Genomic DNA, 21,757 nt, shown 5'->3' on the forward strand with positions numbered 1-21,757 from the left:
TATTAGTAGTTAATTCAAGTTTTTATAGAGGTAACTATATGTCTAAAGCAGAACAACAAAATTTTCATAGACGGTTAAGGAAAGGTAATCAGGGCGCTCTGAAGGTAGTATCAAAAGATGATTTACTGAAAGTTTTTACTACTACGAATATAATTAAAGAATTCCTAAATGGCGAAAAACATACTCTAACACCGCTTGGCTATGCTATAAGTATTAATGGTCAATATGGTATTCAGGCCACTTTAGATGCAGCTAGAGTAAAGAATGCATTAAAAGAAGTTCTTACTACTGCAAGTACAAGTATAGAGTTTCCAAATGGTATAATAAAACATACTCTAACACCGCTTGGCTATGCTATAGGTACTAATAGTCAGCGAAGCATTAATGCCATTTTAGACGCAGCTAGAGCGGGAAATATATTAAAAGAAGTTCTTACTACTGCGGGTGCAAGTGTGGAGTTTCTACATGGTATAAAACATATTCTAACACCGCTTAGCTATGCTATAGGTACTAATAATCAGCAAAGCATTAATGCCATTTTAAATGCAGCTAGAGCGGGAAATATATTAAAAGAAGTTCTTACTACTGCGGGTGCAAGTGTGGAGTTTCCAAATGGTAAAAAATATACTATAGCACCGCTGAGCCATGCTGTAAGTATTAATAATCAGCAAAGCATTGGTACCATTTTAGATGTGGCTAGAGTGGAGAATATGTTAAAAGAAGTTCTTATTACTGTGAATGCAAATGTAGAATTTCCAAATGGTGAAAAACGTGCTATAATACCGCTTGGTCCATGCTATAGGTATTAGCAGGGCTACTTTAGATGCAGCTTTGGTACATCAGAAGAAGTTTTTGTTACTAAATGCTGCAGTGCTAACAAGCGGTAGCTGTACACAAATTTTTGATAATTTCATTGGCAATAATACGGCTTTCAAAATTAATGCTTATTATATCAGATAGTGAGTTAATATCAGTGTGCTTGTCAAAAATTTCTATTGTTGATTTTACTACCTCTACTATTTCTAAAAAACCGATTCGTGATTTCAAGAATTCATTAACAGCTATCTCATTTGCAGCATTGAAAACAATACTATTTATGTGTGGAGAGGAAGAATTTAACACTTCCATACTGAGCTTTAGTGCAGGAAAACGTTTGTGGTCTGGTTCTTGAAAGGTTAATTTTTCTTGCTTTGTTAAATCTAATTTACGATTTAAAGCCGATCTTTCTGGCCAAGACAAAGCGTATCCAATAGGAATTGCCATGTCAGTTTCTGCAAGCACAGCAAAGCTGAAACCATCCTGATAAACTACAACTCCATGTACTATCGATTCAGGGTGAACTACTGCTTCAATTTTATTTGGGCTGATATTGAATAAATGATGTGCTTCTATTATTTCTAGTGCCTTATTCATCATTGTTGCACTATCAACTGAGATTTTCTTTCCCATGTTCCAAGTAGGGTGACTTAGAGCCTGATTTACTGTAATATTTTTTAATTGTTCAAGGCCATAATTTAAAAATGGTCCACCAGAGGCAGTGAGTATAATCTTTTCTACACATTTATCATCATTTTGCAAAACTTGAAAAATTGCGTTGTGTTCAGAGTCAATAGGGATTATTTGTACGTTTTTTTCTTTAGCTTTTTTAAGTAGTAACTTACCACCGCAAACAATACTCTCTTTGTTTGCTAGAGCAATAACTTTAGTACCGCTTTCTATGGTCTGCATGACTGGCTTAAGGCCTGCAATGCCAACTATTGCAATAACTGAGAGATCAACAGGTAGAGAAGCAATATTCGCTAGACCTGGAGCACCAACTTCTACTTTGACGTTTGTACCAAGTAGATCTTCTTTTAAATCTTTGTAGAACCTTTCATCAGAAATGGCAGCATATTTTGCATTAAGTAGATTTGCCTGTTGTGCTAGCAGAGCAAAGTTAGAATTGGCACTTAGTGCTTCCACCTGATATTCTTCCTTTCTCTTTGAGAGCAAATCTACAGTCTTTTTTCCAATGCTTCCTGTTGATCCTAAAACTGAAACTTTTTTCACTAATTACAATAAAATCTTCTTAGTTATTTAGTAACCAAGCTCATGATCATCACCAACAGATGGTGAAGGACCAGGTGAAAAAGATTGGCCATGATGATCACCTGCATCATGCATATCATGCAAACCATCGGCACTTTGAGCTATTTCATTGTTAGAGTGGGGATAATCATCCGGATGATGCCCCTCATCACCGTAGTCCATACCCATTCCTTCTGATGGCATATCTTCTCCACCTCCACCTGAAAAATATTCCGCAAGGTTTTCAAGAAATTTTATGCCAAACATATTACCTGATTTCCCAAATAAAGTTACTAGACTGCTACCACTGACCAAACCTTCGAACACATTACCATAAGCAGCAATTGCTCCTTCATGAAAGTTGAATATCCACTTCATTCCATCCACAATTGTTGCAACAGAGTCACTATGACCAAGACCAAAACCGCTTTTCTCACTAGCGGCTTCCTGGTGCTGCTGCTGTGCCTGCCATTCTGCAATATTTGGACCTTGAGCTTCACTCATAAATTTTTATTCTAAGCCTTAAGCTATTATTTTATCACAAACATCGCAAAATATCAATAAGGCTCTTAAGTTGACGCCATTGCCTGAACAGGTACGTCAATGATCCTTCAGTTACATCTAGTGGTCAAACAAATTCAAAGGGATGTTGATCTTCTCAAAAACTTTTACAAGAGATGCTGTTAAATGCTCTATCATTTCATCTGTATGATAAGGTGTAGGGGTAATACGGAAGCGCTCAGTTCCCTTTGAAACTGTTGGATAATTTATATGTTGAACATATACTCCATACTCATCAAATAACAATTTTGACGCTTTTTTGGACAATTCGGGATCGCCAATTATTATTGGAATTATATGAGTTTCTGTTTGAATGAAATTCACTCCTGCATTTCTCAGTGAGTCTTTTACTTTTTTAACAACCTGTTTTTGCTTCTCTCTTTCAACATTGCTTGATTTTAAATGTTCAACGCTTGCTTTTGCTGCCGCTGCTAAAACGGGCGACATAGCAGTAGTAAAAATAAATCCTGGAGCTGAACTTCTTATTACATCCACCAAGCTCTTTGAAGACGCTATATACCCACCCATCACTCCAAAAGCTTTTGATAATGTACCCTGAATAACGGTTATTCTATCCATCAAGCCTTCTCTTTCTGCAATTCCACCACCACGAAGGCCATACATGCCAACTGCGTGCACCTCATCCAAATAGGTAATTGCATTATACTGATCTGCCAGATCACATATCGCTTCAAGCGGTGCTACATCACCATCCATTGAATATACGGATTCAAGCGCTATTATTTTCGGCATTTTTACATCTATAGACCTTAGCAGCTGCTCTAAGTGATCAATGTCATTATGCCTAAATATGTGTTTTGGTCTTTTGCCTGATTTTATACCTTCTATCATTGAAGAATGGTTTTTCTCATCTGAAAAAATTACCACACCCGAAATAACAGACGATAAAGTGCTAAGTGTAGTTTGATTAGCAAGGTAGCCACAAGCAAAAGTTAAAGCAGCTTCTTTTTGATGCAAATCAGCTAAAGACTTCTCAAGCTCAACAACTTCTTTTGTCGTACCGGATATATTTCTCGTTCCTCCAGCACCAACAGATGAATTTTGAATAGCAGCGATAACACTCTCATTCTGCGACATTCCCAGATAATTATTACTGCACCAGACAATAACTTCCCTATTTCTTTCATAATCCATAATATAGGGAAGCCTGCCAGGCAATGACGCGAAATGTGTGAACTCACGATAGCGCCCTTCTTCTTTTATATCTTTGATTTTACTTGAAAATATCTCTTCGTAGTCTACCAAGTTTTTATCTATTAATAATAAATACAATTATAATAAATTATTAAATGATAGACTACTATATTTATTCATTATCAGCCACAATAAGATGTACTTTTATCAAACTTTTCAACCTCATTATCCTCAAGTGAGCTTTTAGGCCTATAGCAGTACGTAATTGTAGCCGCAATAAGACAACAAGCTGCTGCAACTGCTACTCCTACCGCTAACATTTCCAAGTAAACTGCAACAGCCACTCCTAAGGCAATACCAGCTATTGCAAGTACAGAAGCAGCTACAACATACTTTTTTGTATTTAGAGCAGTTGTTTTTTGGTTACTTTCGCTGCTTTGCTTATTAATTGTTGGCAACGTTGGTTTTGGCTGTGTATTTTCGTTAGACATTTCCTCTACACACTCAGCAGATTGCTCTTCCCTGTTATTATCAATTGATATTACAGTGTTAAGATTTTTACTTGCAAAATTTGATGATGGTGATGGAACAGTAAAATCTTCATCGTGCGTAATACCACGTTGACTATCATGAACAGGACTTTGAGCTGATCTATCCTGATTTACAGAATTTGATACTGCAGGATTATCTTTCTCGTCATTTAGATTATCAAATTGCTCATTATTGGATTCAGCTCCCTCAATCTCCACTGAGGGCATTTCTGATGCAGAAACTGTTGCTTTAGGTTCCACTGTTTCAATTATAGGTATTCTTGTTTCATGACTTTCTTTATTAATTTCTTCAAATGGAGAATTACTATTAGAGTCTGAAGAAGTTCCGGCAGAGTCATCACTCTTATTACTTTCAAGTTTAGAAAAATCATCATCCTCAGAATTCGGCGATAGTGAATCCAGCTCGCTTTTTTTACGCTCCGCTACAGGAACTTTTTGGCTACTTGCAGCAGCACCCATACTTTTTACACTATCGTCCACTGGTGGTATAGAAATGTTTTCGAGCTCTTTTTTAAGAAGTTTTTTAATCTCGCTTAGGGACCTTTCACCTTTCTTTTCAACTTTCATCTCATTAGCTTTCCTCAAAGCCTCATTAATGATTTGCTTTGGACTATTGTCCTCTTGCTTTACCTGTTCTACTAAAGACCTTATCTTTTCATAATTAAGACCGAAGATAGCATCAGATAATTTTTCCTCTATAGTTTCTGTACTTTTAAGCATTTTACCCTCCTCAAAATTATTACCTACAGCTTCTTTTGAAGCATCTTCATTATTCATAATATTTTCTCCTTTGTCAACATTTTCTTGTGGCTGTTGGCTGTCAGTACTTTTGGATTCTGAATTTTCTGATAAAACATCACTCTTTATGACAGAAATTGCTGATCTATTTGCATCGATAACATCGTTATTGCATTCAGGATGTCTTTTGCATAAGTGCTCAATAAATGTGATATTACCAGCATCTAATGCAGTTTTCAGAATCAAATTATAAATTTCTTTCCTACAACGAGCTTCTATATTTTTCAAGATTTGCTGATTGAGTACTTTAATAACTCTATCGTCCGCAAATGCTTGCTCATATATATCATAACCTTTTTTATTGATATATCGCCCGCACAAGTACTTGATGGTGGGCAGATGTTCCTGACTTATTGCAGTTTCTAATAGAGTAACAAAACTCCTTTTTAGCAGATCTTTCACATCTTTAGTTGGCTCATTAATATACCTTTCAAATGCATTTAGCACTATCGTGATAAATTTTTCATTTTTGACCAGAGATGCTGTTTCAAGTACGCCATATAAAGGATCGGGATCACTTGTTTTTAATACATGCTCAAAATCCTTTAAGACGTGTTCTACAAGAACTGTCTCTAGCAACTCTTGTTCTTTTCTTAATGCTATGACTGAGAAAAAGCCAATCTTATTAAGCTCACCAAATTGTATAGTTTGATCCTTCACTTTATCATAAACCCCATCGATACCATGGAATTTTTCTATAAAAACTTCTATGTATTTTTGACTACCAACAAGTAAAGGTAAAAGACTTAAATTCCCTTCAGCAAAAAGTATGTCCCGATATTTTTCTGCCAATTTATCATTAGCTGCAATTGCGAGTAGCACCAATTCTTTTACTGAATGATGATACTCAAAATTCTCTTGATCAAATTTATATCGTGATAATATATTTGAGTATATATGCTGATTATTTTGTAAATTCAAGTTAAGTTGTTGCCTACAAAAACTCTTTAAATTTACAGTATCGAGCGTAATAGACCTACCTTCATACTCTTCAATATTTTGTACAATCTTATCTAATTCTTCACAATTGTCTTCCCTTACAGCTTGATTGAAGATATTTACTGTTTTAGCAAAGGTTAAATTTTTAGGAATGATGTCATACGAATCTTCATCTTTTGACTCCACAATGAACAACTTATCACAATCACCAGGAAAGTTTGCAAGCATTGCATTCCCTAAGCTTAAATCCTTAGCATGTGAAATATTTAGTATCTCTTGATTTTCATTACCTAAAGCTTCAGAGTCTTCTTGACTCTCATTACCTGAATCTTCAGAATGGTGACGTTCTTTAATTTCTCCTTGCTCTAAAATTTCAAATTCTTCTTCAGTACCTGAATCCCTAGAGTCTGATTTATTAAAAACTTTACTTGACTGACCCTGCTCCTTTGGTACAAAGTCTCTAAAATTAGAATCAAACATATTTTCTCCCTAATTATCAGCTAAACTAAGTATAGCATTAAACAGAAATTTTGCCAAGCAAATTATTAAGTCTTTTAGCAAACAGACTTGCATCGTCCATCTCTTCGCCTTCCACTATACAAGCTTGATAGAACAATAAGTGAATCATATCCTCCAGTGTTGAATTTTCACCACTTTCAGCGTGAGATTCCATTATACTTCTTATCACAGGATGCTTAGTGTTAATTTCCAGCACCTTTGGTGTACGATAATTTAGCTGCTTTTGTTCGCGCAAAAAACGCTCCATGCGAAGATCCATAGCTCCTTCATCAACCGCTAGACATACAGGACTGTCGGTCAATTTTTTTGAGATTTTCACGCTTTTTACTGAATTACCAAGAATCTTGGTGAAATATTCGAGTATAGAATCCGTATTTCCCTCAGTTTTTTCTTCGTTTGACTTGCTTTCTTCATCTTTTTTATCTTCTTCTGAAGAGAATTTTTCTAAGTCAACATCAGCGCGAGTCACAGACTTAAATTTTTGATCTTTATATTCATGAATCACGCTAGTCCAGAAATCATCAACTGGATCAACAAATAAAAGAACTTCCAATCCTTTACTGACGAACCCTTCAAGTTGTGGACTGTTTTTCACTGAATCAAGGCTATTGCCTGTGAGATAGTAGATATGCTCCTGCTCAGCCTTCATTCTGCTTATATAGTCATCAATACTGACTAACTTCTCATCACCAGTGCTATTAAATCTGCAAATGGAAAGTAGTGCTTCTCTCTCATCAGTTGGGATAGCTTCGCAAAGCCCCTCTTTTAATACCGCACCAAAATTGGCCCAGAATTTTGTGTATTCCTCTAAATTCTCTTTTGCTTTTTTACCGAACTCTGATATAGCACGCTTAGTTAAAGATTTCCTAATTTGCTCAACAACACGATTATTTTGCAGTGTTTCTCTGCTGATATTGAGAGGCAAATCCGGTGAATCAACCACGCCTTTCATAAAACGCAAGTACTGTGGTATTATTTGCACGTTATCTTCAGTGATAAACACTTTATTTACATATAATTTTACAGAGCAGCGTCTATCTGGATGAAACAAATCAAAAGGTTTGATAGAAGGAACATAAAGCAAATTCGTATACTCTATTGCACCTTCATTTTTATTATGCAGTATCATCCAAGGCTCACCACCTACATGCGCAACACCGCGGAAGAAGTCGTTATGCTCTTCTTGAGTAACGTCATTTTTTGGCTTAGTCCAAATTGCAGCTTTGCTGTTTAATTTTTCACTTTTTCCTTCTTCGTTTACAAATTCAACGGGAAAATTTATGTGGTCAGAGTAAGTAGTAACAATGTTTTCAATACGAAATTTGTCCATAAACTCGCTCTCTTCAGGACGCATGATGAGCGTAATTTTTGTGCCACGAGCGATTTGATCATCTAACTTGCTAATTGAATATTCTCCATCTCCTTTCGATTTCCAGATCCAAGACTCTTCTTCTCCAGCTTTTCTCGATTCCACTATCACTTCTGATGCAACCATGAAGCTTGAATAAAAACCAACACCAAATTTTCCAATCAGCTCTACAGCTTGATTTGAATCTTTATTATTCTTGATCGCATCTAAGAATTTTTGCGTACCAGAACTCGCAATCGTGCCAAGATTATCTATTAAATCCTGCCTACTCATCCCAATACCATTATCGGTTATATACAGCTCATCCTTATCTTTATTGGAGCTAATGGTAATCTTCAATTCATCACTTGAATCTAGTAAATTAGGATTTAGCTGTGATTCATAGCGCAATTTATCACATGCATCTGATGCATTTGATATTAACTCACGTAAAAAGATATCTTTATTGGTATAAAGCGAGTGGATTACTATATTCAGTACTTTTCCTACTTCAGCATCAAATTTTAAATTTTCAGTTTCTTGTACGTTGTGCATTTTGAGCTCCATTATTAGCCTACTATTCTAATAATTTAAGTATTGCACAGCGATCTTTCAAGGTCATATATGCTAAAATTTATGTGAGCCAATTTGTCATGCAAGCTGAAATGATAAGAAGAGGGTTCTGTTCTACAATTCTCTTTATTCTTAGAATAAGATATCTCTTATTTGCTTCAAAGATTTGTGAGTCTTTGATTCTTTTTCTTTAAAAGTAGTCTCAAGAGAAGTTTTAAGCTTTTCCCATTCTTCCTGACCGTTTAGAATCAAAGCGCTCTCAATCTTCTCCAGTGCTTTCTGAGGTGATGAATATAATTCCTCATACAAATTAGTGTTTACTGACTGTAGTATTACTAAAAATGTAAATAAATTCGGATCAATTTTCGCATAACATAGCTTTATTTTCTTTACGCAGTATTCTATTGCCTGCAATGATAATGAGAAGCTTTCTGCATAAAATATAAAGCTATCTATAATTAAGCTCTTTGATTTTTTCGGCAATTCAATATTTTGAAACAGCTTTCTTGTAAATTTCTCTATTGGCTGTTTTGGCAAATGCAAAGAGAGATCAGTAAAAGATTTTAGGCTGAAATTTGGTCCAAGTATTGTGCTGATCGCTCTTTGCACGTTACTTTTATCTTGACTAACAGAGATAATGAAAACCAGTCCCTCAACATCAAGCATGTACTTTATGGATTCTAAAAAATCGACAATGAATTTAGGGCGACATATATCAAGATCATCCACCATTATATAAATGTTTTTGTCTTTCCTGATTTTATTAACCACATCTGCTAGTTGTATCTTAAAATCTCTAATGTTCTCTTTTCTCCTTTGGAGAAGATTTAATTCACCCAAGACAAAACCTATGTCTTTCTTATCAGCCTCTTTTGCAGCATCGAGAAATACTGAAAGCATAGCGAGTGGAGATTTACTGATTAGCTTTCCTAATGTATTGAGAGAAAATAGTTCTTGGTTTATGTTTTTGAACTGCTGTATAACACTCCTTTTTACTTTGTATGATGCGAATAGATCCTCAAACAGAAAATGCAAAAAAGAAGGCAATGGTTGATCTAGCGCACTAATATCCCATGCGCTGTAATAAGCTGCAATTTCATTTTGCTGCTCTAGATCCTTTACCCATTCTTTCAAAAAAAATGTCTTACCCCACTTATCATATCCTTCTAAGGATACGATTGAAAAAGACTTATCGATTGTCTTGATTATAGAACTAAATTTACTTGCAACTTGTTTATAACCTAAGCAATCATTCTCCCAAGTTGTTACCTTAGGCAATTGCTCCTCTTCTTTTTTTCTAAATGTTATTAGCGATGTAAGTTTCTTTAAGCACATAAGATCCTTATGCTATATTTTACTATAGCATTTTATAAGTTAAGAGTCCACTTACTTAAATAATCCATAATTTTCTATCACTGCATGAATGGAAAGGTTCTTCAAACTGCTTTTGGGACTATATTGAATATCTATGCCGGTTAACTCTTTTACCCTTCCTTCTGTATCTTTTGTTAACCTTTCTACTAAGCCATGTAAATTGCCAGAATTTATCATTTGCATAATAGAAAATTTCCCATTTGAAATATACTCCTTCTCTATAAGTGGGGATATTTTAATTATCCCATCTAGGCTTTCACGACTATTTATTGATAACTTACCTTCTTCTTGAAGTGAATATAACTTTTCTATCATCTCAGCTCTATTACCGGAGTGATTTTTTACAAGATCCTCTAATAGTTCTCCATGTTCATCTATAGGTACATGAACATACATTAGCCACAAAAGAAGAACTAAGTCCGTATTATCTTTTGTTATTCCCTTTATTTTATGTGCCTAACTGATTGCATAAAAATAAGGATCTTGCCCATCATAACAATAACCAAACCTCGACACCCCCGACCTAATTTGATCATCAATTCTTACTCGAATCACATTTTTCAGATTTTCAATAGATCTATGTTCTTGTTCCATTACTTTTTTTGGGACATATTTGATTTCAAATTTAGGTCCAATATTCATCAGATCTCTTTTTAGGTCATATTTGATTTCAAGTTCAGGCTCAATATTTATCAGATCTTTTCTAACCAGATGATCTTCTATTATATATCCAATTCGTTTACTATCTGCGTATTCTTTGTTAAATAGCGCAATGAAATCAAGAGCGATTGATCTTGATTTTTTGATTAACCAATTATAAGTATAACGTACTCCATCTCGTGCAAAAGTTAACATAACTCCCTCATTTTAAAACACTATGCTTTAAATGTACAATATTTCAAGAATTTAGTAAAGCAAGTTTTTAGGCTGAAGTATGCCACTAAAATTTAGTATTTTATAAGTAGTGGTAGTATGATAAAAAACTTATAGCTTGCTAAAAAGAAATGGAATATTATTTAATATCCTGTCTTGACGTAAGCGCTATCTTCAGCGTCCCTTCATCTAGGTAGTCAATTTCTCCACCTATTGGTATGCCGCAAGCAAGGCGCGATATTTTGACATTCGAGTTTTTTAACAATTCAATTATATATTGCGCAGTAACTTGGCCTTCTAATGTCGGATTGATTGCAATAATGACCTCTTCAATTTTAAATTCTGTAACTCTTTTAGGAATGTTATCAAGATTGAGTTCTTTTGGACCTACGCCATTTATTGCTGACAATCTGCCACTTAAAACATGATACATACCTGAGTATATATTTCCTTTTTCAAATGCCCATAGATCGCCTAATTCTTCTACTACACACATTAATTTGGTGTCGCGCTTTGGGTTAATACAAATGGAACATGGCGATTTAGTATCTAAGTTTCCACAAATCTTACACTCTATTATAAGATCCGCTAACTCTCTGACCAAAGATGCAAGTGGTAGCATGACTTTCTCTTTGTTTTGAAGTAAATGTATAACTAACCTTCTTGATGATGATGGCCCTAAACTTGGCAATTTAGAAAAAGCATGAACTAAATTTCTTATATTAGTATTCATTCAATAAATTCAGGATAGCTCATTAAACCATAACATCAAACCTTTCATAAAGAAAGCAGTAAGTCTTTAACTTTATGGAAAAATTTCCCACTTTTCTCAGAACCTGTCTTGAAAAAAAAGTTAAGCATATCATATTAAAAGAAATATTATAACCCTTCTCATAATAGTGGAAACAAATGAAGAAAAGCAGAATCGACAGCTTGGCAAAAAGATTTAAACAGAGCTTCTGGCTCTGTTTTTGATAGCAAATCAATGGTGTTCAATGTCATTAAAATCAGGAGAATACGGAGAGAATTTCTGCATCAACGCTTTTGGCAAATTCGACAATCTTTATAGACTTATGAAAAATTGTATTATCCAAAATTACCGTTTGTCCAGATCGGTGCCAGAAGTTGCTCGAACCAGCCATTAAAAACCTCTGTATCACAATAATCTTCGAAGGTCGACCCTTGTTTAAAGCTGCAATCATGCTGAGTTTTTTTACCTGACTTTAGTGCATTCTCCCTTTCTACAATACCCGTACATTTTGTATCCAGATTCATCAATATACACCAGATTTTTAGGAGATTCTGCAAATATAACTTTCAAAAATTCAGCTCGTTATTCCTTTCTTTGTATCCATAAGTCTTTTTTTGCGTGTAAATCCATTTTTTTAGAGCTCTATGAATCGTTTGACGACTTATATTGCCTCAGCACCTCTGATTGTGTTTTACCGCCGTACAAATTCTGCAAACGCATTCCAGTCGGTGATTTTACCCCTATTCCCCAGTTTCTTCGATTCCTGTTTCTTTGCGCCTTTCTCCCATTTGTACAATGTTACTCTACCAATTTTGAACCTCTTTGCTACTGCTGTTTTACCCTCTCCTTCATCCAACGCCTGAATGGCTTTTTTCCTTAAGTCATAGCTGCTGCTGGCACTTTTACCTTCTTGTTACCCCGTCCCTATTTTATCCTGTTCCTACTATTGTTAGAAGGGCTATAGCTGAAATTCTGGACATAAAATCCTCCTGTGTAAAAAAGATTAGAAAAAAATGCAGCATACATACGACAGATGTGTGTATACGTTGAAGAAGATACGTTTGTTGAAAAATTAATTGAAAGTCTGCAAACAAAGATAGATTTTGAGCTCTCAAAATATCTCTCCTAATAAACTCCTTCAATTAACTGATCCTTTCTCCTAAGAAACTCCTTGAACTAACTCATCTTTTTTTACCAGGATATAGCCAAATTCAGAAGCTTTTTTACTCAGATTTTTCATAACCCTGTTTTGATAAAGTTTTTCGTAAGAATCAATTCCTTTTTCGACATACTCTTGTCCATACTTTAGCATATTATAAAAGATACATGCTAATTTCCTTGCCATAGCAGTGATCGCTTTTGGAGCTCCCAGTCGTTTTTTCCACTTTCTGCATTGTGAACCAAGAGCAGTATTACTTTTTGATACACATTGTGCAGCAAGCCGTAAGGCATTTGCAGCACGATTTACGACTTTACAAGTTTTCGTGCTAAACACTTTCTCTCCAGTGATTTTATTACCAGGACTCAGCCCCAACCAAGACGAAAATGTTGGCCATTTGTTATGGTTGATACCAGTCTCTGAGATTATGGTCTGTATACTTAGTACACTGAATCCTGGATCTAGTAAAATCTATCCCGATAACCCGGTATAATTCTTCATGCAAATTAAAGTTTGGATCATTTTTTTGCTTGCCTTGTGCTTTACTTGTTGATTTGCTCTCATCAGATTTTGTTTCAAATGTTTTATAGTAGCTTTCAACGCTTCTATCACATTCCTTTATTTGTTCCTGGAAAAAAGTATATGCTTCATATTCTTGCTTAAGTGTAAACAAGTGTTCCTCTCTGTAGTCATCGGTTAATGCCTTTACAATAGTAGATTTATCATTTCTTATTCGTCCATCCCTTAATTCAGCTAATTTTTCAGGATCTCTTTCACCTTCAATTATCGCTTCAATAATCCTAATACCTGTTACACCGTTAATATCACTAATTGCCTTATGTAACTGAATGTTCATCTGAATTAATGCCTTTTGCATGCGTTGAGTGTGTGTACTTGCGCTTCTGATTAGATTATTACGTTGTCTGACGTAGCCACGCAGTACGCAAATTTGATCATCTGGTCTAAATGATCCTTGGAGCAGTCCATAGCTATGTAACTGTTGCAACCACTGGCAATCTTGAACATCAGATTTTCTACCAGGTACATTTTTAATATGCCGCGCGTTTACTAATTTTACTTCAAATCCATATGATTCAAGTATTTGAAATAAAGGAATCCAATATACTCCCGTTGATTCCATAGCTACCGTTTTAATTTCACACTTCTTCAACCATTTTGCTAAGTTATGCAGATCCACTGTAAAACAACCAAACTTTTGGATATGTTGCTCATCTCTTCCTTCTGGAACACATACATAATGTACAGATGAGCCAATGTCTATTCCTGCCGCATTAGGGTTCATTACTTCCAACTTATTTTTTACTTTTGCCATTTTATACCTTTAGTATATAATTTATCATTGAAGAAGCGCTTCAGCTTGAGACGGTAAAATTAAGGCACTCTCCTAAACGAGGTAGTCTGAATAGACTCCATCAATGGTTTAACCGTCACCTTCAAAACCATGCTAACCAACGGGCACTGTGACACCATTGGGATATCGGTCATAACTGCAGAAGTGCTTCCTACGCAATTATACCAACAAATTACTAAAAACTTAAATTAGGGAGTTTCTTTTTGGTTTGACAGGTTTTGCCTGTTCGATGCTAGCCAGAAGAAGAAAAGCTAATAAATTAGCAAAATCACATATCTTCTAAAAAGAATCAAAAGTTATTAGATTGGTCAATATTTATAACTAATGTTCCAGAGAGTAAAATTAATGCTGTTGACGGTTTATAGAGTAAGATGGCAAATCGAATTACTATTTAAACTATATAAAAGTCATATCAATCTTGATAAACTAAAAGGAAAGACAAATCCATTTAGAGTATTATGCGAGCTATACACAAAATTATGTGCTATTCTCGTATTTCACGGAATGATTACAAAACTAAAAAAGAACACAGTTTAACAAAGGCATTTATTGAATTGAAAAGGTGGGTTAGAGAGCTCTTTTTGATATTAAATAATATTGTCAGTAATTTAAAAATTTTTCTAAAAAAGCTTACTGTAATCTGGTCAAAGTTTTCTTTGAAAGACAGATATAGGAAGACCAGGGTATCTACTTTAAGCTCTCTACATTCCTTAACTTGACGCGTATGGTTTATTTAACACTCCCGCGTTTTTAGTGAGATTACATAAAGATTGGTTCCAGTCTGAAATAACATCATCTACTATGCAAATTACCTGCAAATAGTAATGTGCGATAATTGTGTGCATAATACTGAGAATCTAGATAAACTATGAATCACAGCACTCATACAGTTGCATTTGTACGACACCCTTGTATGTTTTTTCACTACTGAAGATTTCTTTCATATTAACCTAATGATGCAATATATCCTTTTCTTTAATAGATAAGTCGTCATCGATTTTTTTTACATTATCATCAGTAATGTTTTGTATTTCCTTTTTGGCACCATGAAAATCATCTTCTGAGATTTGCTTATTTTTCTTCATTTCCTCTATTTCTTCCATAACATCTCTGCGTATATTTCTAATCGCAACTCGTGCATTTTCAGAAAATTGATGCAATAATTTCACTAATTTTTCACGGGTTTCTTGCGTTAAGTCCGGAAGAGCTATACGTATAGTATTGCCTTCAACAACAGGATTTAAATTCAGGTTAGCATTTAGTATCGCATTTTTTACTTCACCCATAACAGTGATATCCCAAACTTTAACTGATAGAGTTTTGTTATCTATAGCTGAAACACCTGCAACTTGGTTAAGTTTTTGATGCCCACCATAGATATTTACAACTATACCATCAAGTAATGATGCGTTAGCTCTACCAGTACGCACACCTTTCATATCATCATGAAAAGACTGAATAGTTTTTAGCATTCTTTCTTTTGTTTTAGCTTTTATTTCGTTTAACATAAATTACCTAATGTTTACAATCTGAGACTATAGTATAAGTACCTTGACCCTTAACAATATCGGTCGTTTTTTCTTCTCTTAAAGAAAAAACTATAATTGGGATAGAATTCTCACGAGCAAGTGAAATTGCTGATGCATCCATAACTTTTAAATCACGAGTTAGCAAATCTGTATAAGAAAGCCTATCATACATCACAGCATTCTCATTTTTTTTTGGATCGGCAGAATATACACCACTTACTTGCGTACCTTTTATAATAACATTACAGTTCATTTCAACAGCACGTAAAGCTGCAGCTGTATCTGTAGTAAAAAATGGGTTGCCTGTACCTGCTGCAAAAATTACCACCCTACCTTTTTCTAAGTGGCGAATAGCTTTCCTTCTTATGTAAGGTTCACATACAGTGGCCATGGGTATTGCAGATAATACCCTAGAAGCTACTAAATTTTTTTCTAAAAAATTTTGTAAAATCAAAGCATTGATTATAGTTGCAAGCATTCCAATATAATCACTACTTGCTCTTTCACAGCCACTTAAAGATGCAGATGCACCACGAAAAATATTTCCACCACCAACAACAATACAAACCTGAACTCCAAGCCTGTTAACATCAGCTATATCTTTGCATAATTGGCTTATTATTCCCATATCGTGGCCAAATTGCTTTGATCCCATCAAAGCTTCACCAGAGATCTTCAATAACACTCTAGAGTATTTTACTTTATCTGCTAAGGAAGACATTTCTTGCCATTTAGTTTGCACTGCCCAAAACAAGTAACTTGTAATCAGATAATCTAACAGCACTCAACTCGCTTGATTTTATAAAGTCAGAAACCTTTATTTTATCATCTTTTATGAACTTTTGTTCTAGTAAAACAACTTCTTCACAGTACTTAGCCATTCGTCCATCTACTATTTTTTTTGCTACTTCTTCAGGTTTATTTAAGCTCCTTACTTGCTCTTCAATTATAGAACGTTCATTTTTCAACTTCATTTGATCTAAATCATCTATAGACAAAGCTTCAGGCTTCATAGCAACTACATGCATAGCTATTTGCTTTCCAATCTCTTGTAATTTTGCCTTATCACTACATGATTGCAATACAATTAAGGCACCAATCTTACCTAAACTACGCACATCACCATGTACATAACCAGCAACAATCCCATCCTTAGCCTCCAGATAGCAAAGCTTGCTTAACTCTAACTTTTCACCAAGAACTGATGTACCGTTCATAATAGCTCCCTGCACTGTGCCAATGTCTCCATATTTGGCATTTTTTAACTCATCAACACTAGTACAACGTTCTTGACAAGCGATTGATGCTAAATTTGAAACTAATTCTATGAATTTTTCATTTCTTGCAACAAAATCAGTTTCACAATTGAGTTCAACCAATACACCATAATTTTCAGTCAAGCACATAGCAATAAGCCCATCCGAAGCTACTCTATCAGACTTTTTGTCAGCTTTAGCAAGTCCTATTGTACGTAACTTATCAATGGCTTTCTTAACATCACCATCACACTCTTCTAACGCTTTCTTACAGTCGCTTAAGCCAAGCCCTGTTCTATCGCGTAATTCCCTTATACTACCTGAATCCATTTTCATTTACTTATTATTACCTCCCTTTCTTTTTCTGTGTGAACCTTACTACGCTTCTTTTTAGTTTGCACAATACCCTCTTCTTTTTCTTGAATAATAAGCTCATCACTCTTTATATTATCAATCTTAACTTTAGACTTTGCCAAACTAGACTCTATTCCAGCTAATATATAGTTAGCAACTAATTTACAATAGAGCTCTATTGATTTTCTTGAGTCATCATTTCCTGGTATAGGATAGACAATATCATCTGGATCAGAATTGGTATCAAGTACTGCAACAATTGGAATGCCCAGTTTTTTAGCCTCTTTAACTGCTATATGCTCTTTGTTAGTATCAATAATAAATAAAATATCAGGAACTGCTCCCATTTCTCTAATGCCACCCAATGTCTGATCAAGCTTTCGCCTTTTCTTTTCAATATTTCCTAATTCTTTCTTTGTTAAGATACTATCTTCATCATTTAATATTTTCTCATATTGTATCAAGGTTCTTATCGAAGAAGAAACAGTATTCCAATTAGTAAGCATACCACCAGGCCATCGATGATTTACATAATATTGACCACAACGAACCGCTTCACTTGCAACAATATCCAAAGCTTGAAATTTCGTACTAACAAATAGAATGCGACCACCTTGAGATGCAACGTCATACAAAGCTTTTATTGCTACTTTTAGCAACGATAATGTTTTTCGCAGGTCAATTATGTGTATACGATTCTCTTGATGTATACCGTATATATATGGGGCCATTTTGGGATTCCAGCGACTAATTTTATGGCCAAAATGTACACCAGCTTCAGCTAAATCACGTATGGTAACTTCAGGTAAATTTGTCATATTTACTTCTCCAAATAGTTTATCTTCCATGGCATAACCCTCATGGGACTACTTGCATAAGCCATGTGTGAAATTAAGTTACTTACATAGTAATACAAAAGACAACAAAGCGCAAACAAAAAATATTGACAAGTGGCAATACGTTGATTAGCTTTAAGGTTGCAAACGTTAGAAAGAAATGGGGGGTGTAGCTCAGTTGGTTAGAGCGCATGCCTGTCACGCATGAGGTCGTGAGTTCAAGTCTCATCACTCCCGCCATTATATCAGAAGCACTTTTACTGATCCATTTTCTTGTTGATTTGTAGTAATTTCTTTCAGAGACTTGACATGGTATTGTAATTACTGCTTAATTTACTTGAATTTATCGTTAACAATTAGGATTAAATATGTTCATTTCTGAAGTCTTTGCAGCAGATGCAACTAGCAATGTATCGACATCTTTTGCTAGTTTTATTCCACTCATTTTAATATTTGTGGTATTTTATTTTCTCATTATTCGCCCAAATCACAAAAAACTAAAGGAACATAGAAGGATGATAGATCAAATAAAACGCGGTGATAAGGTCATTACTTCTAGTGGAATAATAGGTGAAATTAGCAAAGTTGATGAGGCAAGTGCGCAGTTTATAATAGAAATAGCACCAAAAGTTGAAATAAAAATCCTGAAGTCTGCTATATCTGAAGTCTTAAACAAAGAAATTCAAAAAGTAGTAGCTAAACCTATTGAAAAAGGCAAGATTGAAAAGAATGACAAAAAAAACAAACTAGAGGAAAGTAAAAAGGGCAAAAATGCTTCATAATTTAAGAAACTGGTTGTGTGTGGAATACTGGGTATAGTAAGTAACGGTGATTCAGTAGTACCAACTTTACTGGCTGGACTAAAAAAATTGGAATACAGAGGGTATGATTCTTCAGGTATAGCAATAATAAATAATAAAGGTGAGGTAGAAGTCAAAAAATCAGAAGGTAAAGTTGAAAGGTTATGTGAAGTTATTCATGAGAGTAAAATATCTAGCAGTACAATTGGTATAGCACATACTCGCTGGGCTACACACGGATCTCCAAATCTTAAAAATGCTCATCCCATTTGTATAAATAATGTTGTTGTTGCTCATAACGGTATAATTGAAAATTACAATCTGTTAAAAAAGGGCCTAGAGGAAGAGGGAATATCTTTCCATACTGACACTGATACGGAAGTGATACCAAACATGTTAATCTCATATCTTGATGAAGGGTTGTCGCCAGTTGATTCTATATTTAAGTGTTTAAGCAACTTACAAGGTTCATTTGCTTTGGTTTTATTATTTATAGAATATCCAGACGCTCTGTTTGTTGCAAAAAGAAATTTGCCTTTAGCAATAGGCTATAACTGTAATGCAGTGTTTGCTGCATCTGATTCTAATGCTTTAAGTGCACTTGTGGAAAGAATATTGCATTTGGAGGATAATGATATTGCAGTAATAAAATCTAGCGAAGTTAGTATATATAATAATGGCGCACAAGTTAAACGCAGCATAGAAAATAGTACTCCAAGCAATTTTCTAATTAGCAAAAACGGTTATTCTAGCTTTATGCTAAAAGAAATTTTAGAGCAACCATATGCATTAAACAAAACAATAAACCAATTTTACAAGCAATATAAAAAAGCCAACAAAAAATTATTCTCTGAACTGGGTTACATTACTATAGTCGGATGTGGGTCATCTTATTTTGCTGGACTAATAGCGAAATATTGGCTGGAAAGTGTTGCTCAAGTTCGAGTGTATCTGGAAATCTCATCAGAATTTAGGTATAGCAACGTCAAGCTGGAAGAAGGTAGCACTGGGTTATTCATCTCTCAATCTGGTGAAACTGCAGATACTATGGAAGCACTACGTTATGCGAGATTGCAGAAACAAACGATTATTAGCATAACTAACACAGTTAACAGTAGCATCGAGAAGATCTCAGATATTGTATTGCATACTTTTGCTGGACCCGAGATTGGTGTTGCTTCAACAAAAACCTTTTCTGCGCAGCTTGCAACTTTAGCATGCTTTGCTGTAGAGCTTGGAAAAATAAAAGGTATACTCAATGAAAAGAAGATAAAACAACTAAACGATGCTATTAATTCCATTCCCAAATATGTTGAGCATGTTTTGGATGTAATGAAAATACAACATATATCAGACAGTATATTAGAGCACAATAATGTTATTTTAATTGGCAGAGGAAGCTCATATGGAGTTGCAATGGAAGGCGCATTAAAAATAAAAGAACTTTCGTACATTAACACAATTGGTATTGCAGCGGGAGAAATGAAGCACGGTTCCATTGCTTTAATAGACTCTACTGTGCTTGTTGTAGCAATTATCCCTTACGACGATTTATTCTTTAAAACGCTATCCAATATACAAGAGATTATCGCAAGAAAAGGTAAAGTAATTGCTTTTAGTGATAGGCAAGGTGCGCCACTCTTAAAGGGAATTTGCATAGATGTGGTGCAACTTCCAGAAGTTGATAATTTTGTCTCCCCCATTATCTACAGTGTTGCTATGCAATTCCTTGCTTATTCTACTGCAGCAAAAAAAGGGTTAGACGTAGATTGTCCGAGAAATTTAGCTAAATCTGTTACAGTTGAGTAATTTGTTTAAAGTTAGTTTCTAATCAACAGCTCTAATTGTCAGTTATAAATTAATGAATTTTGCTAATAAATTCATTGCTATCATTAATATTAGACTTCTTGCATAACCATTGTTTATATGAGAAATCAGTATGTATTCGTTCAGAAATAGACTTCTTTAAAAACTAGGATAAGAGGAAAAAACATGGCAAGATAAGTATTTTTAGTGAGGGAAAAGGTGGAAATAGTAGAAGAGTTGGATGATTTCGCAGGTTAGCAGGAGTAAAAAAGGTAACATTTAATAAAATGGTGGAGATTTTACGGGAAGGAAAAAAGGCTAAAGGAGGTAGGAAAAACAAGCTGAGCGAGGAAAATATGCCGCTTATGGTGTTGCGGGAATATGGAACATATTTTCATAAAGCTATGGAGTAAGTGAAAGCACAGCGTATAAAATAGCAAAATGGGTTCTCTAATAAAACATCCAGATTTCCTGGCCAAAATGAGCTAGTAAAGTCAGGTGTAGAATATGAAGTTATAGTAGTGGATAGCACTGAAGCAGCAATAGAGAGGCCAAAAAAAAAGCAACGAGATTTCTACTCTGGCAAGAAAAGAAAGCACACTATAAATACATAAGTAGTGATAGAAAAAGAGAGCAATATGTACGTCATTTTCAAACGGTAGGGTGCATGATTTTTGGATTTTTAAAGAGTCAAAAGTAGCGATATTACCAGAACTTAAGGTCTTAGTAGATGCAGGCTACTGAGGCATACAAAAAGTTCATGGAAATGTAGAGGCTGCCATATAGGAAGACACAAAAAAGAACCCATTGACAGAAGAGCAAAGACGAAAAAATCGAAAGCTAAGAGAGTAGTAATTGAAAATGTAATAGAACTGCTCAAGAGGTTTAAAATTATAGCAGACCGTTATAGAATCTTTTTGTTAAGACTTTTGTTAAAGAATGCGAGAAAAAGATATTTGAATATTCTGAGGAGATAAAACCAGGTTCAAAAAAACTAAAAACAGGCAAAACATTAACCTGTATCAATTCTACCATGAATAATTCCATTCCACTAGGTTCGTCTAGATTAGGTGTTTCTAAAGTTATTGAAGGTATAGTTTATGTTTTTGCAAAAGAACATAGGGAAAAAGGTTTCT

General features: G+C 34.7%; 16 protein-coding genes, 1 tRNA gene and 4 pseudogenes. 6 read left to right on the plus strand and 15 right to left on the minus strand.

Annotated features, from left to right (window positions below; genetic code table 11):
• The first annotated feature begins 38 nt into the window (after positions 1-38).
• Positions 39-809 carry a hypothetical protein gene (locus tag ABLO99_RS06900; protein ID WP_153295698.1) on the plus strand — a complete coding sequence of 257 codons (771 nt, stop codon included), beginning with the start codon at positions 39-41 and terminating at the stop codon, positions 807-809.
• 64 nt (positions 810-873) lie between these two features.
• Here the strand turns inward: ABLO99_RS06900 and dxr are convergent, their stop codons facing one another.
• The 11 genes and pseudogenes from dxr to ABLO99_RS06955 form a co-directional block, all read right to left on the minus strand.
• The gene (gene dxr / locus ABLO99_RS06905) at positions 874-2,049 is read right to left on the minus strand and encodes a 1-deoxy-D-xylulose-5-phosphate reductoisomerase (RefSeq protein ID WP_349967360.1); all 1,176 of its coding nucleotides are present in this window, start codon (positions 2,047-2,049) and stop codon (positions 874-876) included.
• Positions 2,050-2,076: 27 nt separating this feature from the next.
• Positions 2,077-2,571 (minus strand): hypothetical protein, encoded by a 495-nt coding sequence (locus ABLO99_RS06910; RefSeq protein WP_349967363.1) that lies wholly within the window; start codon positions 2,569-2,571, stop codon positions 2,077-2,079.
• Between the two features lie 117 nt (positions 2,572-2,688).
• Positions 2,689-3,894: a 5-aminolevulinate synthase gene (gene hemA / locus ABLO99_RS06915; protein WP_349968508.1), complete on the minus strand. Its 1,206-nt coding sequence runs from the start codon at positions 3,892-3,894 to the stop codon at positions 2,689-2,691.
• Positions 3,895-3,965: 71 nt separating this feature from the next.
• Positions 3,966-6,551, minus strand: coding sequence for a hypothetical protein (locus tag ABLO99_RS06920; protein WP_349967365.1), 2,586 nt, complete (start codon positions 6,549-6,551; stop codon positions 3,966-3,968).
• 37 nt (positions 6,552-6,588) lie between these two features.
• Positions 6,589-8,493 (minus strand): molecular chaperone HtpG, encoded by a 1,905-nt coding sequence (gene htpG, locus ABLO99_RS06925; RefSeq protein WP_349967367.1) that lies wholly within the window; start codon positions 8,491-8,493, stop codon positions 6,589-6,591.
• Positions 8,494-8,643: 150 nt separating this feature from the next.
• The gene (locus ABLO99_RS06930) at positions 8,644-9,846 is read right to left on the minus strand and encodes a P-loop NTPase fold protein (protein WP_349967370.1); all 1,203 of its coding nucleotides are present in this window, start codon (positions 9,844-9,846) and stop codon (positions 8,644-8,646) included.
• 51 nt (positions 9,847-9,897) lie between these two features.
• The gene (locus ABLO99_RS06935) at positions 9,898-10,281 is read right to left on the minus strand and encodes a hypothetical protein (protein ID WP_349967371.1); all 384 of its coding nucleotides are present in this window, start codon (positions 10,279-10,281) and stop codon (positions 9,898-9,900) included.
• Positions 10,282-10,341: 60 nt separating this feature from the next.
• Positions 10,342-10,740, minus strand: a complete 399-nt coding sequence (locus ABLO99_RS06940; protein WP_349967373.1) for a hypothetical protein — start codon at positions 10,738-10,740, stop codon at positions 10,342-10,344.
• 157 nt (positions 10,741-10,897) lie between these two features.
• Positions 10,898-11,491, minus strand: a complete 594-nt coding sequence (gene recR, locus ABLO99_RS06945) for a recombination mediator RecR (protein WP_349967375.1) — start codon at positions 11,489-11,491, stop codon at positions 10,898-10,900.
• Between the two features lie 158 nt (positions 11,492-11,649).
• A pseudogene (locus tag ABLO99_RS06950) lies at positions 11,650-12,374 on the minus strand (transposase).
• 294 nt (positions 12,375-12,668) lie between these two features.
• Positions 12,669-14,001: pseudogene (locus ABLO99_RS06955) on the minus strand (IS110 family transposase).
• A gap of 271 nt (positions 14,002-14,272) precedes the next feature.
• Here ABLO99_RS06955 and ABLO99_RS06960 point away from each other — a divergent pair.
• A pseudogene (locus tag ABLO99_RS06960) lies at positions 14,273-14,759 on the plus strand (IS4 family transposase); the annotation flags it as partial.
• A 231-nt stretch (positions 14,760-14,990) separates the two neighbouring features.
• Here the strand turns inward: ABLO99_RS06960 and frr are convergent.
• Genes frr through rpsB form a run of 4 tightly spaced genes read right to left on the minus strand, consistent with a single transcriptional unit; the run spans position 14,991 to position 17,997 of the window.
• Positions 14,991-15,548, minus strand: a complete 558-nt coding sequence (frr, locus tag ABLO99_RS06965; RefSeq protein ID WP_047759701.1) for a ribosome recycling factor — start codon at positions 15,546-15,548, stop codon at positions 14,991-14,993.
• Positions 15,549-15,555: 7 nt separating this feature from the next.
• Entirely contained in the window at positions 15,556-16,290 is a 735-nt protein-coding gene (gene pyrH, locus ABLO99_RS06970) for a UMP kinase (protein ID WP_349967377.1), read from the minus strand.
• Positions 16,291-16,300: 10 nt separating this feature from the next.
• Complete coding sequence (gene tsf / locus ABLO99_RS06975; RefSeq protein ID WP_349967379.1) at positions 16,301-17,161, minus strand: translation elongation factor Ts; 861 nt, start codon at positions 17,159-17,161, stop codon at positions 16,301-16,303.
• Positions 17,158-17,997 carry a 30S ribosomal protein S2 gene (gene rpsB / locus ABLO99_RS06980; protein ID WP_047759844.1) on the minus strand — a complete coding sequence of 280 codons (840 nt, stop codon included), beginning with the start codon at positions 17,995-17,997 and terminating at the stop codon, positions 17,158-17,160. The genes tsf and rpsB overlap by 4 nt, the downstream gene beginning before the upstream one ends.
• A gap of 181 nt (positions 17,998-18,178) precedes the next feature.
• On the opposite strand from rpsB, the gene ABLO99_RS06985 reads away from it, so the two are divergent.
• From ABLO99_RS06985 to ABLO99_RS07000, 4 genes and pseudogenes are all read left to right on the plus strand, one after another.
• Positions 18,179-18,255, plus strand: a tRNA-Asp gene (locus tag ABLO99_RS06985).
• A 128-nt stretch (positions 18,256-18,383) separates the two neighbouring features.
• Entirely contained in the window at positions 18,384-18,797 is a 414-nt protein-coding gene (gene yajC, locus ABLO99_RS06990) for a preprotein translocase subunit YajC (protein ID WP_047759698.1), read from the plus strand.
• Between the two features lie 15 nt (positions 18,798-18,812).
• Positions 18,813-20,624 carry a glutamine--fructose-6-phosphate transaminase (isomerizing) gene (gene glmS / locus ABLO99_RS06995; RefSeq protein WP_349967381.1) on the plus strand — a complete coding sequence of 604 codons (1,812 nt, stop codon included), beginning with the start codon at positions 18,813-18,815 and terminating at the stop codon, positions 20,622-20,624.
• A gap of 242 nt (positions 20,625-20,866) precedes the next feature.
• A pseudogene (locus tag ABLO99_RS07000) lies at positions 20,867-21,598 on the plus strand (transposase family protein); the annotation flags it as partial.
• Positions 21,599-21,757 lie beyond the last annotated feature (159 nt).

Origin of the sequence: Wolbachia endosymbiont of Armadillidium arcangelii, from assembly GCF_040207875.1 — a bacterium.
GTDB lineage: Bacteria > Pseudomonadota > Alphaproteobacteria > Rickettsiales > Anaplasmataceae > Wolbachia.

Bases quoted from the DNA above. Each gene is read 5' to 3' on its own strand.
- frr (WP_047759701.1), bottom strand. From the start codon at position 15,548: ATGTTAAACGAAATAAAAGCTAAAACAAAAGAAAGAATGCTAAAAACT.
- recR (WP_349967375.1), bottom strand. From the start codon at position 11,491: ATGAATACTAATATAAGAAATTTAGTTCATGCTTTTTCTAAATTGCCA.
- ABLO99_RS06940 (WP_349967373.1), bottom strand. From the start codon at position 10,740: ATGTTAACTTTTGCACGAGATGGAGTACGTTATACTTATAATTGGTTA.
- ABLO99_RS06900 (WP_153295698.1), top strand. From the start codon at position 39: ATGTCTAAAGCAGAACAACAAAATTTTCATAGACGGTTAAGGAAAGGT.
- ABLO99_RS06930 (WP_349967370.1), bottom strand. From the start codon at position 9,846: ATGTGCTTAAAGAAACTTACATCGCTAATAACATTTAGAAAAAAAGAA.
- rpsB (WP_047759844.1), bottom strand. From the start codon at position 17,997: ATGACAAATTTACCTGAAGTTACCATACGTGATTTAGCTGAAGCTGGT.
- ABLO99_RS06935 (WP_349967371.1), bottom strand. From the start codon at position 10,281: ATGTATGTTCATGTACCTATAGATGAACATGGAGAACTATTAGAGGAT.
- htpG (WP_349967367.1), bottom strand. From the start codon at position 8,493: ATGCACAACGTACAAGAAACTGAAAATTTAAAATTTGATGCTGAAGTA.
- pyrH (WP_349967377.1), bottom strand. From the start codon at position 16,290: ATGTCTTCCTTAGCAGATAAAGTAAAATACTCTAGAGTGTTATTGAAG.
- ABLO99_RS06910 (WP_349967363.1), bottom strand. From the start codon at position 2,571: ATGAGTGAAGCTCAAGGTCCAAATATTGCAGAATGGCAGGCACAGCAG.
- tsf (WP_349967379.1), bottom strand. From the start codon at position 17,161: ATGAAAATGGATTCAGGTAGTATAAGGGAATTACGCGATAGAACAGGG.
- yajC (WP_047759698.1), top strand. From the start codon at position 18,384: ATGTTCATTTCTGAAGTCTTTGCAGCAGATGCAACTAGCAATGTATCG.
- ABLO99_RS06920 (WP_349967365.1), bottom strand. From the start codon at position 6,551: ATGTTTGATTCTAATTTTAGAGACTTTGTACCAAAGGAGCAGGGTCAG.